At 53.2% G+C, this 16,692-nt stretch carries 16 protein-coding genes; 5 read left to right on the top strand and 11 right to left on the bottom strand.

Features of this window, described 5'->3' with window-relative positions; translation table 11 throughout:
* Nucleotides 1–25 precede the first annotated feature (25 nt).
* Complete coding sequence (locus HZS79_RS02000; protein WP_179926929.1) at nucleotides 26–1,003, bottom strand: NADPH:quinone reductase; 978 nt, start codon at nucleotides 1,001–1,003, stop codon at nucleotides 26–28.
* A 189-nt stretch (nucleotides 1,004–1,192) separates the two neighbouring features.
* Here HZS79_RS02000 and HZS79_RS01995 point away from each other — a divergent pair, with 189 nt between their 5' ends.
* Nucleotides 1,193–1,960 carry a glycerophosphodiester phosphodiesterase family protein gene (locus tag HZS79_RS01995; protein ID WP_179926928.1) on the top strand — a complete coding sequence of 256 codons (768 nt, stop codon included), beginning with the start codon at nucleotides 1,193–1,195 and terminating at the stop codon, nucleotides 1,958–1,960.
* Nucleotides 1,961–1,996: 36 nt separating this feature from the next.
* On the top strand, nucleotides 1,997–2,872 hold the full coding sequence (gene nfo / locus HZS79_RS01990; protein WP_179926927.1) for a deoxyribonuclease IV: 876 nt from the start codon (nucleotides 1,997–1,999) through the stop codon (nucleotides 2,870–2,872).
* Here nfo and HZS79_RS01985 read toward each other — a convergent pair.
* On the bottom strand, nucleotides 2,842–3,429 hold the full coding sequence (locus tag HZS79_RS01985) for a helix-turn-helix domain-containing protein (protein WP_162218484.1): 588 nt from the start codon (nucleotides 3,427–3,429) through the stop codon (nucleotides 2,842–2,844). The two genes, nfo and HZS79_RS01985, sit on opposite strands and share 31 nt — an antisense overlap.
* 147 nt (nucleotides 3,430–3,576) lie before the next feature.
* Between HZS79_RS01985 and HZS79_RS01980 the strand changes: the two genes are divergently transcribed.
* Nucleotides 3,577–4,779, top strand: a complete 1,203-nt coding sequence (locus HZS79_RS01980; protein ID WP_179926926.1) for a benzoate/H(+) symporter BenE family transporter — start codon at nucleotides 3,577–3,579, stop codon at nucleotides 4,777–4,779.
* A 111-nt stretch (nucleotides 4,780–4,890) separates the two neighbouring features.
* Here HZS79_RS01980 and HZS79_RS01975 read toward each other — a convergent pair whose 3' ends face one another.
* On the bottom strand, nucleotides 4,891–5,325 hold the full coding sequence (locus HZS79_RS01975) for a hypothetical protein (RefSeq protein WP_162218486.1): 435 nt from the start codon (nucleotides 5,323–5,325) through the stop codon (nucleotides 4,891–4,893).
* A 247-nt stretch (nucleotides 5,326–5,572) separates the two neighbouring features.
* Here HZS79_RS01975 and HZS79_RS01970 point away from each other — a divergent pair, with 247 nt between their 5' ends.
* Complete coding sequence (locus HZS79_RS01970; protein WP_179926925.1) at nucleotides 5,573–7,303, top strand: proline--tRNA ligase; 1,731 nt, start codon at nucleotides 5,573–5,575, stop codon at nucleotides 7,301–7,303.
* Nucleotides 7,304–7,455: 152 nt separating this feature from the next.
* On the opposite strand, the gene HZS79_RS01965 is transcribed toward HZS79_RS01970, so the two are convergent.
* From HZS79_RS01965 to HZS79_RS01945, 6 genes are all read right to left on the bottom strand, one after another.
* Nucleotides 7,456–8,685, bottom strand: a complete 1,230-nt coding sequence (locus tag HZS79_RS01965; RefSeq protein WP_218927910.1) for a PqqD family protein — start codon at nucleotides 8,683–8,685, stop codon at nucleotides 7,456–7,458.
* A 50-nt stretch (nucleotides 8,686–8,735) separates the two neighbouring features.
* Nucleotides 8,736–8,918, bottom strand: a complete 183-nt coding sequence (locus HZS79_RS01960) for a hypothetical protein (protein ID WP_179926923.1) — start codon at nucleotides 8,916–8,918, stop codon at nucleotides 8,736–8,738.
* A gap of 321 nt (nucleotides 8,919–9,239) precedes the next feature.
* Entirely contained in the window at nucleotides 9,240–10,286 is a 1,047-nt protein-coding gene (locus tag HZS79_RS01955) for a GGDEF domain-containing protein (RefSeq protein WP_340159007.1), read from the bottom strand.
* A 113-nt stretch (nucleotides 10,287–10,399) separates the two neighbouring features.
* Nucleotides 10,400–10,786, bottom strand: coding sequence for a hypothetical protein (locus HZS79_RS01950; protein ID WP_238401433.1), 387 nt, complete (start codon nucleotides 10,784–10,786; stop codon nucleotides 10,400–10,402).
* Nucleotides 10,787–11,126: 340 nt separating this feature from the next.
* Complete coding sequence (gene ccoM / locus HZS79_RS16860) at nucleotides 11,127–11,252, bottom strand: cytochrome c oxidase subunit CcoM (RefSeq protein ID WP_274380163.1); 126 nt, start codon at nucleotides 11,250–11,252, stop codon at nucleotides 11,127–11,129.
* Between the two features lie 180 nt (nucleotides 11,253–11,432).
* Nucleotides 11,433–11,951 carry an FKBP-type peptidyl-prolyl cis-trans isomerase gene (locus HZS79_RS01945; protein ID WP_162218490.1) on the bottom strand — a complete coding sequence of 173 codons (519 nt, stop codon included), beginning with the start codon at nucleotides 11,949–11,951 and terminating at the stop codon, nucleotides 11,433–11,435.
* A 118-nt stretch (nucleotides 11,952–12,069) separates the two neighbouring features.
* On the opposite strand from HZS79_RS01945, the gene HZS79_RS01940 reads away from it, so the two are divergent.
* Entirely contained in the window at nucleotides 12,070–13,437 is a 1,368-nt protein-coding gene (locus tag HZS79_RS01940; RefSeq protein WP_162218491.1) for an AmpG family muropeptide MFS transporter, read from the top strand.
* 7 nt (nucleotides 13,438–13,444) lie between these two features.
* On the opposite strand, the gene HZS79_RS01935 is transcribed toward HZS79_RS01940, so the two are convergent.
* Together HZS79_RS01935 and HZS79_RS01930 are read right to left on the bottom strand one after the other, a co-directional pair.
* Entirely contained in the window at nucleotides 13,445–15,265 is a 1,821-nt protein-coding gene (locus HZS79_RS01935) for an SEC-C domain-containing protein (protein ID WP_162218492.1), read from the bottom strand.
* 82 nt (nucleotides 15,266–15,347) lie between these two features.
* Nucleotides 15,348–16,595, bottom strand: a complete 1,248-nt coding sequence (locus HZS79_RS01930) for an ABC1 kinase family protein (protein WP_179926922.1) — start codon at nucleotides 16,593–16,595, stop codon at nucleotides 15,348–15,350.
* Nucleotides 16,596–16,692: the final 97 nt, after the last annotated feature.

Below are 16,692 nucleotides of genomic sequence, written 5' to 3'. Positions count from 1 at the left end.
CGCTTTCGCTCCACCGTCATTCGGGCTAAGGCAGCAGAATAGTCGAGCCAGTGGTTTTACGGCCCTGTAAAGCATCCTGCGCTTTGCCTACGTCCTGGAGCGGATAGCGATTGGCGACATCAATACGCACGTTGCCACTTTCGATCATGGCAAAAAAATCGTCGCACATCATTTCAAGACGCTCACGGGTGTCAGCGTAGCCGTTTAGGCTTGGGCGCGTTACAAACAGCGCGCCTTTCTGATTCAAGATGCCAATATTCACCCCGTCTACCGGGCCGGAAGCGTTACCAAAACTCACCATCAACGAACGTGGCTTTAGGCAGTCCAGCGACATTTCCCAGGTATCTTTACCCACGGAGTCATAAACCACGTCACACATTTCGCCATTGGTTAGTTCGCGCACCCGTTCGACGACATTCTCTTCACTGTAATTGATTGTCGCCCACGCGCCGTTGGCCATAGCAAGGTCAGCTTTCTCCTTTGAGCTAACGGTACCAATTAACTTAACACCCAGCGCCTTGGCCCACTGGCAGGCAATTGAACCGACGCCCCCGGCGGCCGCGTGAAACAGGATGGTTTCACCGCCTTTAAGCGCATAGGTTTGGCGCAGCAGGTACTGCACCGTTAATCCTTTCAGCATGCTGGCAGCGGCAGTCTCAAAGTCGATAAAGTCGGGTAGTTTGACGACTTTATCTGCCGATAGCGTATGCAGCTCAGCGTAAGCACCTAAAGGCGCTTGTGCGTAGGCAACGCGGTCGCCCTCTTTTAGGTGGGTAACACCCTCTCCTACGGATTCAACAACACCAGCGCCCTCCGTGCCCAGGCCAGAGGGCATTGAAGGCGCGGGATAGAGCCCCGTTCGAAAATAAATGTCAATGAAATTAAGGCCCACAGCTTTATTAGCAATGCGCACTTCGCCTGCACTGGGTGCTTTAGGCTCGACATCGACCCATTCCAGCACGTCCGAACCACCGGTTTTAGAAAACTGAATACGCTTGGACATTAAAACGGCCTCCTATTGTTAATTATTGAAAATAGCTTATCCAGCTATCCAACCGCGTTGCGCACCTTAAATCAAGCCATTAGAGCGTTTGGCCACTCCAGTGTTCGACACACTGCTGTCATGCACTCATGCTAAGCTAGCTAAAATGTTGGCTACAACGCTTATCGTTTACTCACTAACGGACGGGCTATGACGCATCCAGCAATCTCGTTACCGGCACTTATTGCCCATCGCGGTTACTCTGCCGCAGCCCCTGAAAACACCTTAACGGCAGTGCGCGCCGCCCATCAAGCAGGCACTGATTGGGTTGAACTGGATGTGCAACTCCTTGGCGATGGCACGCCGGTTATTTGGCACGATAGCGATATCAATCGATGCTCAGATGGACGTGGCGAACTAGCCAGCCTGACGTGGCAGCAAGCTCAGAAACTGGATGTTGGCAGTTGGTTTGGCGATTCGTTTGCAGGTGAAAAAATGGCCAGTCTTGAGGCCATGTTGACGCTATTGAACGAGCTAGGTATGGGAGTAAATTTAGAGATCAAAGTCAACAAAGGCCGCGACCCCATCGCTTTGGTCGATACCGTGCTGCCAATCGTATTAGCAGCACTGCCCCCCGAACGGCTGATCGTGTCATCGTTTGACGCCAGCGCGCTGGCTCGATGTCGCCACACTGCGCCAAAAGAAGCACTCGCGCTAGGCGTACTTTTTGGCAGCGCACCGCCTACCTGGCGTGACCAATGCGAGGCCATCGATGCCTTTAGCATTCACCCTCACTGGCCGCGCTTAAAACACACCCAGGCTGCAGCCATGCGCCGTGATGGTTATGAAATTCTATGCTACACCGCCAACGATCCAAGTGCGTTCGAAAGCCGCTGGAGTTGGGGAATAGCCAGCGCGATTACCGATGAACCTGAAGTCTTCCAACGCTATTTGAATAATCGACACCCCCACGGTTAAATTCACCTATCCTCTACATAATATCTAAGGAATACCATGCACTATCTCGGTGCTCATGTAAGCGCAGCAGGTGGCGCTGACCAAGCTGTGTTACGCGCGGTAGAAATTGGCGCGAATGGCTTTGCACTTTTCACTAAAAACCAGCGTCAATGGAAAGGCAAACCGTTAACCGATGACGCCATTGCCGCGTTTAAACAGGCCTGCCAAACCCACGGTTTCAGCCCTGAGCAGATTTTGCCCCACGACAGCTACTTGATTAACTTAGGCCATCCAGAGGCCGCTGGGCTTGAAAAATCCCGCGCGGCATTTTTAGATGAAATGCAACGCTGCGAACAGCTAGGCCTCACACTGCTGAACTTCCACCCTGGCAGCCATCTGAACAAAATCAGCGAAACTGAGTGTCTCAAACGCATCGCTGACTCCATTAACGAAGCCTTGGGACATACAAAAGGAGTCACAGCCGTCATCGAAAACACCGCTGGCCAAGGAACCAACCTAGGCTGGCGTTTTGAGCACCTAGCAGAAATCATTGCTCACGTTGACGATAAATCCCGTGTTGGGGTTTGTATTGATACTTGCCACGCCTTCGCCGCTGGATATGATTTACGCACCACTGAAGCCACCGAAGCCACGCTCGACGAGCTAGGCCAAGTCGTTGGGTTTGAGTATTTGCGCGGCATGCACCTGAACGATGCCAAGAGCGCCTTCGCCAGTCGCGTTGACCGACACCACAGCTTAGGCAAAGGCAATATTGGGTTAGATGCGTTTACGACAATTATGCAGGATCATCGTATTCACGGTATTCCAATGATTTTGGAAACCATCGACCCCACCATTTGGGCCGATGAGCTCAACTGGTTACGCTCTCAAGTCCCCGGCGCTCAGGTGCCGGAAGCCGCCCCTGGCAAATAGTGAATCACGTCATGAAACCTTAGCCGTGTATCAGCGCTATTGCGCATGGCGTGGGGTCTGTCGGCAAAAAAGCGCAGCCCCTCGCCTTCTCGCAGCGTTTGCCAACGCTCATCAATACGCAACTCCATCTCACCCTCTACTACAACAATATGCTCCACCACCCCGCTGGCATGTGCAGAAGATTCACTTATTGCGCCAGGCGCCAGTTCAATCATAAACATTTCAAAGCCCAGCAGCGGATCGTACGGGAATAGCAATCTCGCCTGCATGCCAGCGCTATCATCGCCCCACACTGACTCCCACCCGTACCGATGTAGCTCTCCTAGCCCAGGCTTATCACCATCAAACAAGGTTGAAAAAGACACCCGAAAGCCGCTAGCAATTTTCCATAGCGTCGATATCGTTGGACTAGACTCGCCGCGCTCTATCTGTCCCAGCATGGCTTTACTCACCCCTGTTTCACCAGCAGCGCGGTCAAGGCTCCAACTGCGATCTTTGCGCAGCTTTTTAACAGTTCCCGCTATATGTTCAGCAATGGTGTGTGGCTCACTTGCCATGTGGCTCTCCTAGGTATTCACCCAGATAGTTTACCGATTCCCTCGGCAATGCACACGGGGCACACAAAGCTTGTGCGTTATTGCGCACGATGTTAGCCTTCCGCATCCGTGCGCTATAGCGCACAAAAGCGCTAGCGAGGTAATCCCATGGAAGCGCCACAAACACTGCATTCCAACGACACGAGCAAAACTAACTTCTGGCAAGACATCAGCGTCTCGACCGTGACTGCCGGTTTTGTGGCCGTCACGATTGGCTACACCAGCTCAGCCGCCATCATCTTCCAAGCGGCCGCGGCCGCTGGAGCTAGCACTGCTCAAATCAGCTCCTGGCTATGGGCACTTGGAATTGGCATGGGCATCACCTCATTAGGGCTATCGTTACGCTATCGAATGCCCCTACTCACGGCATGGTCTACTCCTGGGGCGGCGTTCCTGGCGACTAACCTCCCTGGTATTCCCATTGAAGAAGCCATTGGTGCTTTTCTGTTTTCCGCACTATTGATGACACTGTGTGGCGTAACGGGACTATTCGAACGCTTGATGCGTTATATCCCAAGCGCAATTGCCTCCGCTTTATTGGCGGGCATTTTGCTACGCTTTGGCCTAGCACTGTTTAGCGAAATGGAAAACCAGTGGCTATTGCCGCTGACCATGCTGGCAGCCTGGGTGGCTGGCCGACGCCTCTGGCCAACGCTGGCCGTACCCGGCGTGCTGCTGACAGGCATTGTCGTCGCAATATGGCAGGGGCAGCTAAATGTCCAGGGAGTGCCATTAACACCCACAGTGCCAGTATTCACTGCACCGGCCTTTTCCCTGACCACGCTGATTAGCATCGGCATACCGTTGTTTGTCATTACCATGGCCACCCAAAATTTACCTGGCGTGGCCGTATTGCGGGCAGCGGGCTACCGACCGAATAGTTCGCCACTAATTAGCTGGACCGGCGCTACGACGTTACTGCTTGCCCCGTTCGGTGGTTATGCACTCAATATGGCGGCCATCAGCGCAGCCGTGTGCATGGGGCCAGACGCCCACGCCAATCCACACAGGCGTTATACCGCCGGTGTTGCTGCTGGCGTTTTCTACATTGTCATGGGGATGTTTGGCGCCACTGTGACTGGCGTATTTAATGCACTTCCCACCACGCTAGTGATGGCACTGGCGGGCATTGCCCTGTTGGGAACTCTCAGTAGCGGATTGGCGAGCGCATTTGAAAAAAGTGAGCATCGAGATGCAGCCATTGTCACATTTTTGCTAACTGGCTCAGGCATCAGCCTACTGGGGATTGGCGGCGCTTTCTGGGGGCTTGTAGCAGGTTTAATCGTACTCAGATTTAATCGTAATAGATAACAACCAGCTATTACGCCCCCTGCAGCAAAGCTGCAGGGGGCATTTTTCTGGTGCCAGCACTATATTCACCGCTATTACATAGTTACATATACATATGTTACATAGTGCCTGTTACATAGTGCCTAGGCGCTCTTCATCCAGCACACCCGACATACGCACCATCGCCAGCGCTTCATCCAGGCTATCCATTTCTTCGATTACCATCAGCTCATGTTCTAAGCTCACCGGCTGGCCTGCTTTATCAGAAAGCAGCTTTTCCAACGCGGCAACATCCATGGCATCGTCTAAGCGGTGGACATCTACCGATGCGCTGCTCGTGCTGGGTAAATAAATCGTGCCATTAGAAAAATCCACGGCATAGGCAATAACGCCCGGCACAATAAAGAACAGCAACCCTACACTATTGGCGATAGCCACAACGGGATCTACGCTACCGCTCATTTGACCTTTTCGCTCGGGATAAAAAATCGTCCCGCAACCACTTAATGCCACAATGGAGACACCTACAACGGCCCCCGTTAACCAACGGCGCACTGCTTGTTGCATGAAGGTTCCCTCAAAATCTTAACGTACCGATAGCGACAGAAAGTGATACTTTTGTTTTTAACTGCTGCTATCGAGCCACAAAACTTGACAAGTTTAACACACTTAAACGCCTGGACACTCCAAACTGCTAACGTGGTATTTTGCCGCCTTACTCGCTTAGCCGTACAATGCCATATTAAACGCAAGATTAAGCACTCGACTACTTAACGATTCAGCATTCTCCTACAACCAAGGAATACTCACGCCCATGCGCGCCAGCCAATTATTAATTGCGACATTGAAAGAGACCCCGGCCGACGCTGAAGTCATCAGCCACCAGTTAATGCTGCGCGCCGGTATGATACGTCGTCTCACTTCCGGCCTGTATACGTGGCTGCCTCTTGGTCTGCGCACCCTGCGCAAAGTAGAAACCATTGTACGCGAAGAAATGAACCGCGCAGGCGCTCAGGAAGTGCTAATGCCAGCGGTACAGCCTGCCGACCTGTGGCAAGAGTCTGGCCGCTGGGAGCAGTACGGCCCAGAGCTTCTGCGCCTGAAAGACCGCCACGAGCGGGATTATTGCGTAGGTCCTACCCATGAAGAAGTAATTACCGACCTGGTACGTAAAGAGATTGCCAGCTACAAGCAGTTGCCGGTTAACTTCTACCAAATCCAGACAAAATTCCGTGATGAAATTCGCCCTCGCTTCGGTGTGATGCGCTCTCGCGAGTTCATTATGAAAGATGCCTACTCCTTCCACTTGGACGAAGCTTCTCTCAAAGACACCTACCAGACCATGTATGATGCCTATTCACGCATCTTTACTCGCCTGGGTCTCGACTTCCGCCCTGTCATTGCCGATAACGGTTCAATTGGCGGCACTGGCTCACACGAGTTTCACGTGCTAGCCGACTCGGGTGAAGACGACATCGTGTTCTCCAACGCATCCGATTACGCCGCTAATATGGAAAAAGCTGAGGCGCTGCCCGCACCACTCGGCAGCAACGCCGAGCGCGCAGCCCCCAGCGAAGAGATGCGCCTGGTTGATACGCCAGACGCTAAGACGATTGCCGCCCTGGTAGAGCAGCATGGCCTGTCCATCGAGAAGACCATCAAGACATTGATGGTGCATGCCGCCGAAGGTGGCTTAATTGCCCTGCTAATTCGTGGGGACCATGAGCTCAACGAAGTCAAAGCCGAAAACCTGCCCCAGGTAGCGGCTCCGCTAACTATGGCAAGCGAAGAAGAGATTCGTGCAACCGTTGGTGCAGGTCCTGGGTCGCTAGGCCCTGTTGGCCTGGAAATGCCGGTCATTATTGATCGCAGCGTGGCGCTAATGAGTGACTTTGGCGCAGGCGCAAACGTCGATGGCAAGCACTACTTCGGCATCAACTGGGAACGCGATGCGGCTCTGCCTCAAGTCGCCGACCTTCGTAATGTCGTAGAAGGTGACCCCTCGCCGGACGGTAAAGGCACGCTCTCTATCAAACGCGGCATCGAAGTGGGCCACGTCTTCCAGCTTGGACAAAAGTACTCGGAAGCAATGAACGCGACGGTACTGGGTGACAACGGCAAAACCAGCCATCCGTGGATGGGCTGCTATGGTATCGGCGTTACCCGTGTGGTTGCTGCCGCCATTGAGCAAAACCACGATGACTCAGGCATTATTTGGCCAAACGCCATCGCCCCGTTCCAGGTGGCACTGGTGCCCATGAATGCCCACAAATCACAGCGTGTGCGCGAAGAGTCAGAACGCCTCTACCAAGCGTTAACAGCGGCGGGCTTAGACGTACTGCTTGACGACCGTGACACACGCCCCGGTGTTAAGTTTGCCGACCTGGAGCTGATGGGCGTCCCCCACCGCTTGGTGATTGGTGACCGTGGTCTGGATAACGGCGAGCTGGAATACAAAGGCCGCCGAGACAGCGAAGCCACCATGGTTCCTGCTGACACAATTGTTGATTTCCTACGCCAGAAAGCAGGACTTATCAGCGCATAATTATTTCTGATGGCCACGCCACGCTGCACTGTTTAGAACCGCGTCGTGGCCAACGAGAGGCACTGGCAGGCAACATCCGTTAAGTTGCCTGCCAGTGCCAAATTCAAAAATGGGCGTCGCCGCTAAAACATTACATGACGTGCCGGCCAGCGCTAACCTGGGACAGTTTGAACAAGCCCTGCGTGTACTAACTGCCCTAGCAAATGAGAGATATCGCGCTCTACACTTTCCCTATTGGCGCCAGCAAAAAACGCCACTAATGTATCGGTAATCTCATCTATACTCAGAGCTTCGTGCTCCAACAGCGCCCACACCGCTCGACTAGTAACATTTAGACGATGAATCGCTCCACCCTCTTTAGCAATGACAAAAAGCTCATCACCCAATGGAAACTCATACGCCGCTTTGCAGGCCTGCCAACAGCGCTTATCGTTTTCCTCTAGTGCGACCTGTTGATTACCCACTGCTGTAGAGGTAGCGCTAGTAAGCTCCTCAGAATCAGCTGGGTGCATTCTCTTCGCTGGTAAGGATGTATCTGCCCATTGGGCAGTCAACCATTGAGCTGCTTCATAGGCATCTCGATACCGCAACAAAAAACAGGGCAGACGTTGAAGCAACGGCAAAAAACGCTCGATCAGCGTTTGGTCTGATTCATGCTCTGCAAAATTCTGCTGCAACAGCTGCCACAACCCATCTCCAGGCTGAAGCGGAACGAGCTGCGGAGCGGTAAGTGTCGTATCTCGATCAATCAGTAACACACCACCTAACGGACTTTTAGAACCATGCTGTGCCTGCTGCTGATCGCTCAACGCCAAGTACCCGTATCGGTCATCATGTGGGCCAAGGTGGTTAGCAACAAACTGATGAAACTCGGGCGCTAGGGTTTCAGGCAATGGCAAGCGCAACCTAGGGGCAACACCCAACGCAATACCCTCGCCACTGCTATTCAGTGCCAGCACATCGTCACCGAACACTCGGCAACCAGCCGCAGCAAACGCAGCTGTTAACGTACTTTTTCCCGCTCGATGACTATCAGGAAATATAACCAGCTGGTTATTTATCTCCACAGCCCCGCAGTGAATACCAATGAGTTGAGGGTGGCCGTGTAAATAGGCACCCGTCACATCGGCAATAACACTGCACGCAGTGCCTACCGGCGTATCCAATAACATACCATCAGGTAACGCAGGTGCTTCCTGCCAAAAACCGTCGGGATGTCGCCAAACACAAATGTCTGGTGCTTGCTGCTGGGGCTCGCAAGGGATAAGCCGCCAGCCAGGCATAGCCCGATGAATAACCGGTAGCAAGTGTTGAGCATCGACTAGACGCAGGCAAGGGCCAAGATTTTCTAATGCATAGTCGACAACGACGGATGTGGTCATCACGTTACCACCTTACCAGCGAGGTAATAGACGACTTATTCGAATCTCAATCACACCATCGCGCTCCCAGCGGGGGCGTTGTGGCCGAGAATAGTGATGGCGTGACCGCTTCGGGCGTGAATAGCGGGGGCGAGAATAACTAGGCCTAGAATAACTAGGCCTAGAATAGCTAGGTCGAGAATAACTGGGTCGGGAATAACGTGAGCGACTCGGTCGCGAACGATGGCGCCCATGTGCTTCAGCTTGCCCCATAGACATCAGCGTAGGGGCAACATAGAGCGCAGCGGCTCCAAGCCCTAAGCTGGCAAGTACTTGACGGCGTGAACGGCGCTTTTTAAGCAAGTCATCAGTTTCGTGACTCATCACGAGGCTCCTTTCCATGCGCTAAGGATATTAACGAACACTGTTTCTAAAATAATCCTAGCCCTGACGAGCACTCGACACCATAGCCTGGGCGCCACTTTCCCATTGTTTACTTTTTTGAATATTTCGACCGAAGAGTACTGATGACTCTAATTACCTGTTCAAGTGTGCCCGCTGCCAGCCTTTCAGCATCACCCCTTTAACGAAACTTCGTAACCATCACGTCCTGCGCTCTTCACTCGATAAAGCGCTTTATCGGCTTCTGAGTAAGCAAGCGGGAAAGCATCTTCCCTTGCATCAAAGCGCACGGCACCAATGCTAAGCGTTACCCCTTTGTTATCAGGGTGCGCAGGGTGTTGTAAATCGGCCCCCCGTAAGCCGGACGTCAATCGATCACAGTAGTCACCTAACAGAGAGTCATTCTGGCAAGGCAATAAAGCGGCAAACTCATCGCCACCTAATCGATAAAGTGTCGCCTGCTCACCAAGCACGTCTTTCAATAGGCTAGCCAGGCAACGCAATAGCTGATCACCTTCTGGGTGCCCCATGGAATCGTTGTACTGCTTAAAAAAGTCAATATCGACCAGTATCAAAGCAAGGGAAGTTCCTTCTTTAGCCATCACTTCTTGTTGAAGCGCGCTGCGGTTACCTATGCCTGTTAATGGATCACGCATCGCCCTTTCCATCCAGGCCAAGGTTTGCTCTGTGGCACGCTCAGCCCGCCTCAATTGACGCTCATGCATTACCCAAAACAGCAGCCCCAGTGCAAAAATCACCATGCTGGAGTAGGTCACTACCTGATTATGTCGGCGTGTACTTTCAGAAAACGCATTGATGGCCATTCCACGCAAATCAAGCTGGCTCATTTCAATGCGTGTTAAGCAATCGATAGGCTCTAGTAGCTCGCTTGCAGCATCAACCGATGTCACGGTTCCTCGGTAAATTCGATCTGAAAGCGCATTGATGGTCTGCAAGCTGGGGGCGGTGCAGCTGTAGTTTTGGCGATACACCTCGACATCTAACAATCCATACGCAAGGTCTAGATTTATCCTGATTGTTTGAATACTGTCTGCCTCGAAAGGCTGTTCACCAAGCAATTGCTGCTGAGCACCCTGCAAATATCCTCGGGAGCGAGTCGCCAGTTGCTGTCCAGTCAAATTGCCTGTTTGGCTAAAGTACGCCTGTATTTCTGGGTACACCCAGCGCGCCTCATAAACAATCACTACCATCAGTGCCATAAAGCTCATTAAGCTCAATGACAACCACGTCACATAGCGCCGCTTCTTTCTCTTTACCGGTGAATAAGCGGGGGATGATAGAGTCGACTGTAAGGGAGTCGGTGCTTTAGGTGTCACCACTTAGCCTCGATACTACGAATCATCCATATCCAATCGTTGAATTCACGCAGCTTTTCGACATCACGTTGATCATCGTAAGCTTGTTCGACCAGCCGCAGCGGCCCCCGTGAACGCAATGAAAGTGGCTTACCATCCTCTTCAGTCACCAATAACCAATTAGGGTCATGCCAGCCGCCTAACGTCACTTCGTAGTCATCCCATGCGGTAAAGCGCAAGGCAGGCGGTACGTCACCAAACTGATCAATGAGAAAACGACGAAATTCGAGCCCGCGCATTTCCACTTCCCGCCCTTGATAAGGGTCAAATACAGTCTGGGTAATATCAGATTTTTGGCGTAAGTCGTTAATAGAGAGCGTTTTTTTCGCATCACCATTAATCATGCTTAGTGCCTGAGCATAGGCTGGTACTGATAGCCAGCTAAGTAGCAGAAGGACGCAGGTTATACTTAACTTAGGGTGTTTTTTAGCGTAAAGACGTATAGAAAAAACTGAACTGGCAGCGTTCATAGCAAACGGTTCCCTAGCGATGCAGTGCCTAATTATGATGTAAGGCACTTTACCAGAGGGCTCACCCAATTACTTAGGAACTGCTTCTAACGAACTGTATTTTTACCGGGCTATGCTGTAACCCAACAAAAAAAGCCGGCCCACTTGGGCCGGCAACAGGAAGCTCACTTTAAAAAGTAAGCCCCCTCCCCTGACGACTGACATGCTCGTTACGTTAAGGCTTTTTACGATCATCATTTCGAAGATGATCACGGACAATGAAGCCTACCCAACCGATCATAAAGGCAATCATTAGCGCAACAGTAACGAGACCAAAAATAACCGCATCATCCCAGTACATGGTCTACTCCTCCCGCCGTGATGTATGTCCCCATCGTACTGGGTTAACGGCAAGGGAAACTGATCTGGGTCAAGCTTTGCAAATGGGTAACTTTTGGCCTTTCAGGAACTTGATATGGGTCAGTTTTTCAGGCGTAAAACACGCTGCTAATCAAAACACTTGTAATCAAAGCCCCGACAGTCAAAGTACTTTGCGATCTTCTACTTTACTGTGTTCAGTGCCCTCGGGGAGCGGGTGGCCTTTCGCCAATTCTGCTCGGGTAGCCTCACGCACTGCTAACACATTCACTTTATAGCGCAGCGTATGGCCAGCCAGTGGGTGGTTAGTATCGACTGTCACCATGTCGCCATCGATACTCACCACGGTGACAATTTGTGGGCCTGCTTCACCTTCGGTCTGAAAACGACTACCCGGTTCTAGCGCTACGTTGCCAAAGGAGGCGCGGGTAACATCTTGCACCAACGCCTCATTGCGAATGCCATAGGCATCCACCGGGGATAACGTAACCCGCAATTCAGCACCCGCCTCTTTTCCATCGAGCGCGCGTTCTAAACCAGGTAAAATATTGTCGTGACCGTGAAGATACTCAAGCGGCTTATCACGCGCGTTAGAGTCGTCAAGCACACGAGTGCTTCCATCGTTGAGAACGTCGCTTAAAACATAATGTAAGGTCACTACCTGATGTGCCGTAATCGACATGGAAAACTCCTCTCCGGTAAGCTGTCGGCTTTGTCATGGATGTCAGGCCTAGTCTATCACTGCCAGGTTTTTCAGCGGGCCTTGACGCAGACGTTTTCTTTTTGGAGTGTTAATCAACATGCCAACCCCAACCCCCCAGCGTAGCTGGCTGGCTGCGCTCGCTATCTACTTGCGAGCGCCTGTTATCACCATGCTGTTTTTAGGGTTTTCTGCGGGCCTACCCTTCTTACTGGTGTTTTCCACACTGTCTGCCTGGTTACGCAGCGACGGTGTGGAAGTTGCCGCCATCGGCTTTTTCGCCTGGATCGGCATGCTCTACTCGATCAAGTTTTTTTGGGCGCCTATCGTCGATCGGCTGGCACTCCCTATACTCACCCGAACGTTTGGCCAACGACGCGGCTGGATGCTGCTTGCTCAGGGTATGATTGTCGCTGGCTTAATCGGTTTGGCTGGATTAAGCCCTGTCGGAAACCTGGGCTGGGTAGCCGCCTTTGCCCTGCTGGTGGCCTTTGGCTCGGCAACCCAGGATATCGCCATTGACGCCTACCGGATTGAATCTGCCGATGATGATATGCAGGCGGCAATGGCTTCTACCTATATTATTGGCTACCGAGCTGGTCTGCTGGCGGCAGGTGCGGGGGCACTCTACGTAGCCTCCGCCGCGTCATGGAATGTCGCCTATCTCACTATGGCCGCTTTAGTGGGGATTGGTGTGCTTACGGTGCTTATTCGACCAGAGCCAAAACGCGCTTCGCTGTCGGTTCAACTGATCCACGAACCGAAAGTACGTGCCTTTATCCGTGCTAGCCGTGGCAAGCCCAAAGCACTACGCAGGTTAGGTGCCTGGGCAATTGGCGCAATTGTGTGCCCCTTTACCGATTTCTTTCGTCGCTATGGCGTCAAGGCATTAGGTATTTTGGTATTTATCGCGGTGTTTCGAATTAGCGACCTAGCAATGGCCTCTATGGCAAACCCACTGTATATCGATTTAGGGTTTTCACTGGCCACTATTGCCAACGTCACCAATATTTTCGGCATTGCTATGAGTATTACTGGCGGTATTCTTGGCGGGTTACTGGTGGCACGCTACGGCATCGGGCCACTGCTAATCTTTGGTGCCGCCGCCGCCACGCTGACCAACCTGCTGTTCGCCCTGCTAGCGTTGGCGGGACAACAGCTCCCCATGCTGGTCATGGCCATTGTGGGCGATAACTTAGCCAATGGCCTAGCCAGTGCGGTATTTATCGCCTTCCTTTCCAGCCTGACCTCGCGGGCGTATACCGCTACTCAGTATGCACTCTTCTCATCGCTAATGACGCTACCAGGCAAGTTTCTAAGTGGCTTCGGAGGATTAGTAGTTACCGCCCAGGGATACGCTACATTCTTTGTCGTCGCGACCCTGCTCGGCTTACCCGCCATTGCGCTAGCGATTTGGATAAGCCGAGACAAGCAACTGGTACCTACGCCGGTTATAAAAACGAGCTAATAAACGACTAACGGTGATCGTCAAGCCACGCCAGGGCCCCTGGCGTGGTGCGCCACTGGTCACGCATAAGCGTTCGATACTGCCATGCTTCCGCGCGGGAGCCAGGGTCTACCTGACCATCTGCATGTGGCATGGAAGGCCGCGGGTTCTCTGCACAAATTAGCTCCAGCGCATGGCGGTTGTGAGCAACCACTTCGGCCAGTGCCGCTTCGGCGCAATCGTACTTTTCTAAGCGATAAAGCGCCAGCGTGCGCCCCATCAATAGTCCCAGCTCCAACGAGCCATCATCTTTTTGCGGCTCATCGGTTAGCGCTAGCGCTTCTTCATTTCGATCATCGCGCAGCAGTTGGTCAAGCACCAGCTCTCTCAAGCCCAGGCTATCTTCCTGATCTATGGCGAGCAGCTCTTCAGCTAACTCACGGGAGTGCTGACGCGCACCGCGCTCCATACCCACCACCAGCGCCAAACCTGTGCGCAGTAGCATCGCGTTATCTGCATCATCCCAACACAAACTGCCATCGCCTGCGGCACGGGCCTGTTCAAGCCAGCGGGAAAGGCGCAACGCCAATGGTTCTAACAAACCGGGAGCCATCCACGGCAAGCTACCAAACCGGCTGGTCAGCGCCAACGTGAGATCTTGTACCACTTGGGGGGCATCGAGCCATTCCGGATGAGCGCACAATGCTGACATCCACTCCACCGCGTTGCTCCACGGGTCGTCGCGGAACCCCAAAGCTACGTCTTCATCGACCAACACCTGAAACTGTTCGTGCCAAGCTGCAAACAGGGTTTCTTCACGAGCGGTGGTGTTATACAGCAGCCTGCCGCTCTCTTCGTCCTGGTGAATATCAAGTTTGGGAGCGGTCGTCAGTGCGGCCAACAACGACTGCAGCGACACCAGCGGCGTCGCCATATCTTCTTCGGCGCTCAATAGCTGGTCAGCTAAGGTGGCGCCTGGGTTTTCTGCTAGAGCTGCCAGGAATTCAAGCTGCTCTTCGTCTAAATCACCCTGGCGAACCAAGCGGCGGTACCAGAAGTTAGCCCGCTCTTTCGCCTCTGCCTCATGACCTTCATGCAGCAGAAGCATGGCTTCAATGTAAGCTAGCGTCGGTGAATCTGGTAGCGCCTGCTGGGCTTTTACGAAAGCGGCGCGGGCGCTGTCTAAATCGTCATTATCCAGATGCATCAAGCATAACCGCTCAAGCGCTACGCCACGCAAGAACAATGGGCCACGCTCCATAACGTCATCAAGCAGATCAGCACGCTTGCGGGTAAAGCCACGCTCTTGGTAAATATCCAACAGAATTTCAAAGGCAGGCTCGGCCTGTTCCGGCAGCCGCGACCAATCGCTACCGTCAAACAGCGACTCAAGGATCTGCATTGAACGCCCCGTTTGGCCACTTTCAGCGGCAATCAGCCCAGCTTCCAACAGCGCTTGAGGAGGAGCTTGCTGACTCTCCAACGCGGCTTTTAAGGTGGCCCCTTTCCATTCCCGCAGGGAAAGCATCCACATCATCTGCTCGGGAATTTCCGTGGGGAAATCTACGCGGTAGCAGCACTGCTTATACTTGCGTCCGGAGTCGCACCAACAGGGTTCGTTGCGCCCTGGGGTAGCCAAGGGCTCACTGGCAAAGTCCAGCCGCTCTAGCGGCGTCTGGGACCATAAAATAGGTGCCAATGCCTGAGCAGTGGCCACATTGCCATTAAATGCATCCGCGCCTTTGTCACGTACCCACGTCATAAAATCGGGGTAGTGTTCTTGCTGCCTGATTGCCGAGAGTGCCCCAGAGGCAAATCCCAGCAGTTGATCGACCCATACCGCCAGCATTGCCGTCTCCACTGTCTTAATGACGCTATTGAAAAGCGCGATAGTTTAGCATATTCGACAGCGCCCCCGCAGTGGCAATTGGTTAGGGTGTCCGGGCCCAACTTAGCAGTGGTTCAGTACGGGAATGCATATCCAACCGCGCTTTCAGGCGTACTAAGTTCCAATAGTGGCCATTAAGCGCGCGGGAAAGCAGCAGTGTGTCTGCGGGCGGTTGTAAGCGATCCATGGCAGCCCATACTTTTGGCGTCAGCTCCCGCAGGCGGCGGTGTACCCGCACGTCGCTGAAATCTTGCTCGCCAGGGGCAAACAGCGGGGACACGCACTCGGCTGACTCTCTGTAAAGCGCCAGCGGCGCACCCTGCCCCTGGCGGCCACCCATTTTCATGAGCGCCTCATCCATGGCCATCGGGTCTTGAGCCAGGGTGGCATCTAACAGCTGCATCATGGCTTTTAAGCGCGCTTCAGGTACAGGTATCACCGCACCAAAATCGTAGATGACCAAGCGCCCTTCTGCATCCGCGGCAAAGTTACCAGCATGGGGGTCAGCGTGCAGCTCACCGTAGGTAAACAGCTCCTCGGTAATCCAATCAGCTAGTGCCACCGCGACTTTCTGGCGGGTAGCGTCGTCGAAGCTTTCTAATTCTCGCAGTGGTGTGCCGCCCACATAGCGCATTGCCAACACATGCTGACCGGAAAGTTCAAACAGCGGCTCGGGTATGACCAGCTGGGGATTATCCTGATAACGCTCGCGATAGCGGGCAAGCGCGTTGGCTTCAGCGTGATAGTCCAACTCTTCACGCAGCCCCGCCGCTAACTCTTCAAACAGTGCATCCAAGCGTGCCTGGGGCACTTTGAACCAACGCCCCAAGCCCATGATACGCCTGACCTGCTTAAGATCACTTTCCAGCACATCCGCCAACCCAGGATACTGCACTTTCAATACGACGGTTTCGCCTGCATGAGTGACCGCTTTATGCACCTGCCCCATGGAAGCACTAGCAAACGGGCGCTCTTCAATATCGCTAAAAAACTGGTCAATATCGCCATACTGCAGCACCAACGCTTCACGAATACGCGGCCACGGCATGGGTTCGGCCTGGCGCTGCAAACGAGCGAGCTCATTAGCTAAGTCTGGGGGCAGTAGGTCATCCCACTGCGACATAACCTGCGCCAGTTTCATGGCCGGGCCTTTCAATTCCGAAAGCCCTTCAAACAGCGCTTCGCCCAACGCCCGCCAATCGGCTTGACCGCCTAAGCGAGTTTTCAGCAACGCCCCGCCGGTGCGGGCACCCAGCCCTAGTAAACGTCGTGTTCTACCGCGTTCGCGCATGGAAACCGCCTCATTAATTACTTTCTGACAGCTTACTCAATTTGATAATTTTATACAAAAACTATACACACCTAACGTCCGCCTCACCTTTCAAACA

The organism is Vreelandella zhaodongensis (genome assembly GCF_013415115.1).
Classification (GTDB): Bacteria; Pseudomonadota; Gammaproteobacteria; order Pseudomonadales; family Halomonadaceae; genus Vreelandella; species Vreelandella zhaodongensis.
Note: the sequence above shows the minus strand (reverse complement) of the source record. Positions and strands in the feature narration are given on the sequence as shown.